General features: G+C 46.5%; 5 protein-coding genes. 4 read left to right on the top strand and 1 reads right to left on the bottom strand.

Features of this window, described 5'->3' with window-relative positions; translation table 11 throughout:
• The first annotated feature begins 331 nt into the window (after nt 1-331).
• Genes KI743_RS24270 through KI743_RS24260 form a run of 3 tightly spaced genes read left to right on the top strand, consistent with a single transcriptional unit; the run spans nt 332 to nt 4,032 of the window.
• A complete protein-coding gene (locus KI743_RS24270; protein WP_084181823.1) occupies nt 332-1,723 on the top strand; it encodes a replicative DNA helicase in 1,392 nt (463 codons plus the stop codon).
• A gap of 6 nt (nt 1,724-1,729) precedes the next feature.
• Nucleotides 1,730-2,818 carry an alanine racemase gene (alr, locus tag KI743_RS24265; RefSeq protein WP_152468065.1) on the top strand — a complete coding sequence of 363 codons (1,089 nt, stop codon included), beginning with the start codon at nt 1,730-1,732 and terminating at the stop codon, nt 2,816-2,818.
• Between the two features lie 29 nt (nt 2,819-2,847).
• On the top strand, nt 2,848-4,032 hold the full coding sequence (locus KI743_RS24260) for a BamA/TamA family outer membrane protein (protein ID WP_285468561.1): 1,185 nt from the start codon (nt 2,848-2,850) through the stop codon (nt 4,030-4,032).
• Between the two features lie 127 nt (nt 4,033-4,159).
• Here the strand turns inward: KI743_RS24260 and KI743_RS24255 are convergent, their stop codons facing one another.
• A complete protein-coding gene (locus KI743_RS24255; RefSeq protein ID WP_150872903.1) occupies nt 4,160-4,579 on the bottom strand; it encodes a secondary thiamine-phosphate synthase enzyme YjbQ in 420 nt (139 codons plus the stop codon).
• 325 nt (nt 4,580-4,904) lie between these two features.
• Here KI743_RS24255 and pgi point away from each other — a divergent pair, with 325 nt between their 5' ends.
• A complete protein-coding gene (gene pgi / locus KI743_RS24250) occupies nt 4,905-6,557 on the top strand; it encodes a glucose-6-phosphate isomerase (RefSeq protein ID WP_285468560.1) in 1,653 nt (550 codons plus the stop codon).
• The last annotated feature ends 110 nt before the right edge of the window (nt 6,558-6,667 follow it).

Genomic DNA, 6,667 nt, shown 5'->3' with positions numbered 1-6,667 from the left:
ATCTGTTGCTGCTTCTAATTGTAACTCTTCAGCTGGCTCTAAAGGCTCAGCCACTTCTATTGAGTCAAGAAGCTTATCAACAGAGGATTCTGTGTCATTAGCCAAAGCTAATGGAGTGCTCAGTAGACCAAGGCTAAGAGCAAATAATTTGGACACGCATACCTCATTAGGACAGTGAATGGGTGGAGGATCGTAATGCTACCCTTGGTGATTTGAGTCAGCAATAGGTAAATTCTTACTTAAGACTAAAACAAACCCACTCCATAGCATTACAAATGAATGTTCTTGGGTATAATGAGCGATCATTATTAGTTATTTGAGTGTAGTCATAGTGGATACCAGAAATCAGAAATCAGCCAACGATCAGGTGGACGCGATTAAAGTCCCGCCCCATTCATTAGAAGCTGAGCAATCCGTGATTGGCGGCCTGTTGCTGGACAACGAACGCTGGGATACGGTTGCTGAGAAGGTCGTAGCGAAGGACTTTTATAGCCGTCCACACCGTCTGATTTTCGAAGCGGTGAAAGACATTCTAGAAGAAAGTGCCCCTCTGGATCTTATTACACTCTCAGAACACTTAGAGCTGCGTGAGCAACTTGAAGAGGTGGGCGGCTTCGCTTACCTTGCAGACCTTGCGAAAAACACCCCAAGTGCGGCAAACATTAACGCGTACGCGGATATCGTCGCTCAGCGTGCTCTAGTACGTAGCCTGATTGGTGTCGCGAATGAGATCGCCGATTCAGGTTACGACCCACAAGGCCGTACCTCAGAAGACCTGCTTGATCTTGCCGAGAGTAAAGTATTCGCGATTGCAGAAGGTCGTGCGAGCGAAAACGAAGGCCCGCAAAACGTAGACAGCATTCTAGAGAAGACGCTAGAGCGTATCGAGATTCTATATAAAACGCCGCAAGATGGTGTGACAGGCGTCGATACTGGCTTTAACGACCTCAACAAGAAAACCGCTGGTCTACAAGGCTCTGATTTAATCATTGTCGCAGCGCGTCCATCGATGGGTAAAACCACCTTTGCGATGAACTTGTGTGAAAACGCGGCGATGAAACAAGACAAACCTGTTCTTATCTTCTCGCTAGAGATGCCGGGCGAGCAGTTGATGATGCGTATGCTTGCGTCTCTTTCTCGCGTAGACCAAACCAAGATTCGTACTGGTCAGTTGGATGACGAAGATTGGGCTCGTATCTCTTCAACCATGGGTATCCTCATGGACAAGAAGAACATGTACATCGATGACAGCTCAGGCCTAACGCCAACCGAAGTACGTTCACGTGCACGTCGTATTGCTCGTGAACACGATGGTCTTTCAATGATCATGATCGACTACCTTCAACTGATGCGTGTACCGTCTCTTTCTGATAACCGTACCTTAGAAATTGCCGAGATCTCTCGCTCTCTGAAAGCCTTGGCGAAAGAGTTGAATGTGCCTGTTGTGGCGCTTTCTCAGCTTAACCGTTCCCTAGAGCAACGTGCTGATAAGCGCCCAGTTAACTCGGACTTGCGTGAATCGGGCTCGATTGAGCAAGATGCCGACTTAATCATGTTTATCTACCGTGATGAAGTTTATAACCCAGACAGCTCACTAAAAGGTATCGCAGAAATTATTATCGGTAAGCAGCGTAACGGTCCGATCGGTTCGGTTCGTTTGACCTTCCAAGGTCAGCACTCTCGATTTGATAACTATGCAGGTCCTGCATTTGATGATGAGTAACGCTTAATGACGTACATGAAAGCGGCGACCGCGAGCATTGATCTCAATGCACTAGAGCATAACCTTCGCCAGATAAAGTCGAAGGCGCCTCAATGTAAAGTAATGTCGGTAGTCAAAGCCAATGGCTACGGTCACGGCTTACTGCAGATTGCTAAACACTCTAAAAACTCCGATGCATTCGGCGTTGCTCGTATTGAAGAAGCGCTGCAACTGCGTGCGGGCGGCATTGTGCAACCTATTCTATTGCTTGAAGGCTTTTACTCTTCAGGCGATTTGCCGATCCTTGTCACCAACAACATTCAAACCGTGGTCCACTGTGAAGAGCAGTTAAGCGCGCTAGAAAACACCAAGCTCGAAGCTCCGGTTGTTGTTTGGCTGAAAGTGGATAGCGGTATGCATCGCTTAGGGGTTCGCTCTGAGCAGTATCAAAACTTTGTGGAACGCCTTCATCAGTGTCCTAACGTTGCTAAACCGCTGCGCTATATGAGCCACTTCGGTTGTGCTGATGAATTAGATAAAGGCACTACACAGCAACAAACAGAGTTGTTTCTATCGCTAACAGAAGGCTGCGAGGGCGAGCGCTCTTTGGCAAACTCGGCAGGCTTGCTAGCATGGCCAGAGAGCCACTTAGATTGGGTTCGCCCTGGGATTATCTCTTACGGCGTATCTCCGTTTGTAGAACAGACAGCACAAGACCTAGGCTTTCAGCCTGTGATGACCCTGACTTCGCACCTGATTGCAGTCCGTGACCTTAAAGCAGGTGAAAGCGTTGGCTATGGGGGTAACTGGACCAGCGACCGCGATACCAAAATGGGCGTGATCGCAATTGGTTACGGTGATGGTTACCCGCGTACCGCACCTAACGGCACACCGGTATTCATCAATGGTCGCAAAGTGCCGATTGCAGGTCGTGTCTCTATGGACATGCTGACTGTTGATTTAGGCCCTGATGCTACCGACCAAGTGGGTGACGAAGCAACCTTGTGGGGTAAGGCTCTGCCTTCTGAAGAGGTTGCGTCTCACATCGGCACTATCGCTTATGAATTGGTTACCAAACTCACTTCACGTGTCGCGATGGAGTACGTGAAATCGTGAGCGGTAAAAAAAGGTGGTTTGCCAGTGCTATGACGCTGGCAGCCTCGCTGGTTTTTACTCCCGCTCAAGCCTCAGATAAGCCAGAGAAAGAACCCAAAGACTCTGCGTTTGTTCCCTTCTACTTCAGTACTGAAACCATGGGTAATACCTTTGGGGTTGCTGGTGTCGCAAAAGGAGTAGGGCAGCCACAGGCAGCGTTGTTTGGTACTGCGCTCTATTCCGATAAAGACAGCTACGTCGTGTTCTTGTCCGCTTTTAACTACGCGTTGTCGCAAAACCTGCTGTTTAGTACTCAGATGTACCAAGCTCGTTTTAATGACAATCCATATTATCTCGGTGATCAGGGCAGCAATGACTCTTCTGATCTGGATAAAACCATCGCTGACGGTCATGAGCAAAACTATCAAGCTGAGTTTAAGTATTTGTTGCCTTGGGGGAATGTCGCAGAGCATGGTCTTTTGGGTGCGTTCCAACCGATTAAAGACGTCAGCTTCGCCTCTCCGCTAGAGTCTGGCGTGAGTTCGATTATCTTTACGCCGTTTTATACCTCGCGTGAGCTCAAAGATCTCAACCAAACCGAGAAAGCGACAGGCTTTAATTTAAGCTTTGATTGGGATAACCGAGACAGCACTCGTAATCCAACCAAAGGTTCACACTCTTTGTTAAAGCTGACGACAGGGGCTGACGATTGGTCTGAGAGTGCCCCTTGGTTTAAATGGACATTTCAAAATAGCCAATACTACGCATTAGGTCCACTTGGAGATTGGTTTGATCAACAAGTGCTGGCTTTTGATTTCTATACCGCCGATACACCTACGTGGAATAACTGCTCTGGTCAGGAGTGTGCTCGCCCGCCTGAAACAGAACAAGCGCGTCTTGGTGGTCTGTACAGATTAAGAGGTTATACCGGTGGCAGATTCCATGGTCGCTCTGCAGTTCATTATTCCGCGGAGTATCGTGTGTTACCTGAATGGCAGCCACTGGAAGACATTCCGCTGATTAACTACTACGACTTGCCGTGGTGGCAGTGGGTTGCTTTTGCCGAAGTAGGGCGAGTGGCTGATGAGTACGATATAAAAACACTGCATACCGATATGAAATGGAGTTTGGGTGGCGCGGTGCGCTTTCAGGTAGAAGGCATTGTGGTGAGAGCAGAATTAGCCCGAGGCGGTGATGAAGGTACCTTTAGGGTTATGATAAACCAGCCCTTCTAAAGCTAATGTTCTCGCTCAACTGAGCTTAAAAAGTATTTGGCCTACCGTAGGCCTAAAGCTCTATGAATAAGAGTGGTCGTGGAAACGCACCACTCTTTTTTATTGATTCAATTAAGGTTTTTCTGCGTTATTCACCTTGGATTGTCAGTATCACGGTGCGGCTACCGCCGAAATCACGATGTTCACCTAAGTAAATGCCCTGCCATGTTCCTAAAGCTAATCGACCATTGGTAATGGGGATTGTCACACTATTGCCCAGAAGCGATGCTTTAATGTGTGCTGGCATGTCGTCGTCGCCCTCATAAGTGTGTCGATAGTACGGCGCTCTCTCAGGTACATAGCGATTAAAGTGCGACTCCATATCCGCACGTACGGTAGGATCGGCGTTTTCATTGAGGGTTAAGCTCGCAGAAGTATGTTGGATAAATAAGTGTAATAAACCAACAGTTGGACAATTAATGTCGTTGATGTGTTGTTCAATTTCATCAGTAATGAGATGAAATCCACGCTTTCGTGCATTGAGGTGAATAGTCTTCTGAAACCACATATAGCATCCTCTATAATGTATTTGGCAAAAAAGCGGTTTAACGCTATCTTTTGAACTTGAATTTACAGGGTTTAGTTCACACTTCTACAGTGTAGAACCGAAATCAGCGCCAGTTAGTGGTTCACAAAAACGAACCGTGATTTATCTCAAGGCGCTGATGGTTATATACGGCATAATACGCCGTGAAAAAAAATTACAAAGAATCTTTCAGTGATGATGAAATCTTTGTCGTCACCGAATCATAGAGCTTTTGCCTAATCGGGGGTTCTCTTATCACATTGGTGATATTGAGAATAAAACCTAAAGTAACATCGGGATAGTTACCATGTTGAAAAATATCAACCCAACGCAAACACAAGCGTGGAAATCTCTAACTGCACACTTTGAATCTGCTCAAGATATGGAGCTAAAAGAGCTATTCGCTCAAGATGCAAAGCGTTTTGACGCGTTCTCTACTCGCTTCGGTTCAGACATCTTAGTCGATTACTCTAAGAACCTTATCGATGCAGAAACGATGCAGCACCTATTCGCACTTGCTAACGAAACAGAAGTTAAATCTGCAATCGAAGCAATGTTCAAAGGTGACGCAATCAACCAAACTGAAGGTCGTTCAGTTCTTCACACTGCTCTGCGTAATCGCAGCGATAAGCCAGTGATGGTTGATGGTAAAGATGTAATGCCTGCTGTAAATGCTGTTCTAGCAAAAATGGAACTCTTCACACACCGTATCGTATCAGGTGAGTGGAAAGGCTACACAGGTAAAGAGATCACTGATGTTGTAAACATTGGTATCGGTGGTTCGGACCTAGGTCCATACATGGTGACTGAAGCCCTAACACCATACAAAACACGCCTAAACATGCACTTCGTGTCTAACGTTGATGGTACTCACATCGTTGAAACACTGAAGAAAGTAAACCCAGAAACAACACTATTCCTAGTGGCTTCTAAAACGTTTACAACTCAAGAAACAATGACCAATGCACACTCTGCACGTGATTGGTTCCTAGCAGAAGCGGGTGATGAAGCGCACGTAGCTAAGCACTTCGCTGCGCTATCTACTAACGCAACTGCGGTAGCTGAGTTTGGTATCGATACAGACAACATGTTCGAATTCTGGGACTGGGTTGGCGGTCGTTACTCTCTATGGTCTGCAATCGGTCTGTCGATTTCACTGTCTGTAGGTTTCGACAACTTCGTTGAGCTTCTTGAAGGTGCTCACGACATGGATAACCACTTTGCTTCAACTGAGTTTGAATGCAACATTCCAGTTATCCTTGCGCTAATCGGTATTTGGTACAACAACTTCCACGGCGCTGAGTCTGAAGCAATTCTACCTTACGACCAATACATGCACCGTTTTGCTGCGTACTTCCAGCAAGGTAACATGGAGTCTAACGGTAAGTTTGTTGACCGTGACGGTAACCCAGTGGAATACCAAACGGGTCCAATCATCTGGGGTGAGCCTGGTACAAACGGCCAGCACGCTTTCTACCAGTTGATTCACCAAGGTACTAAGCTGATCCCTTCTGACTTCATTGCTCCAGCAATCAGCCACAACCCAGCATCTGATCACCATCAGAAGCTAATGTCTAACTTCTTTGCTCAAACTGAAGCACTAGCATTCGGTAAGACAAAAGAGACAGTAGAAGCTGAATTCCTAGCAGCAGGTAAAACAGCTGAAGAAGTAGCAGAACTAGTACCATTTAAAGTGTTTGAAGGTAACCGCCCAACAAACTCTATCCTAGTTAAGCAAATCACGCCTCGCACTCTGGGTAACCTAATCGCGATGTACGAGCACAAGATCTTCGTACAAGGCGTTATCTGGAACATCTTCAGCTTCGACCAATGGGGTGTAGAGCTTGGTAAGCAACTGGCGAACCAAATCCTGCCTGAGCTTGCTGATGACGCAGAAGTGACATCTCACGATAGCTCAACTAACGGTCTAATCAACGCATTTAAAGCGCTTAAAGCTTAATTGAGTTGAACCGCTAAAAAGAAACGCCAGCCTGCGAGCTGGCGTTTTTGTTTTTCTAGAGTAAGCCATGTACTTAGATAAATCGCAGGTAATAAAAAAGGTTCATTGCG

This window comes from Vibrio sp. D420a (genome assembly GCF_030248625.1).
Classification (GTDB): Bacteria; Pseudomonadota; Gammaproteobacteria; order Enterobacterales; family Vibrionaceae; genus Vibrio; species Vibrio fortis_A.
This window is presented reverse-complemented; position numbering and strand designations above follow the sequence as displayed.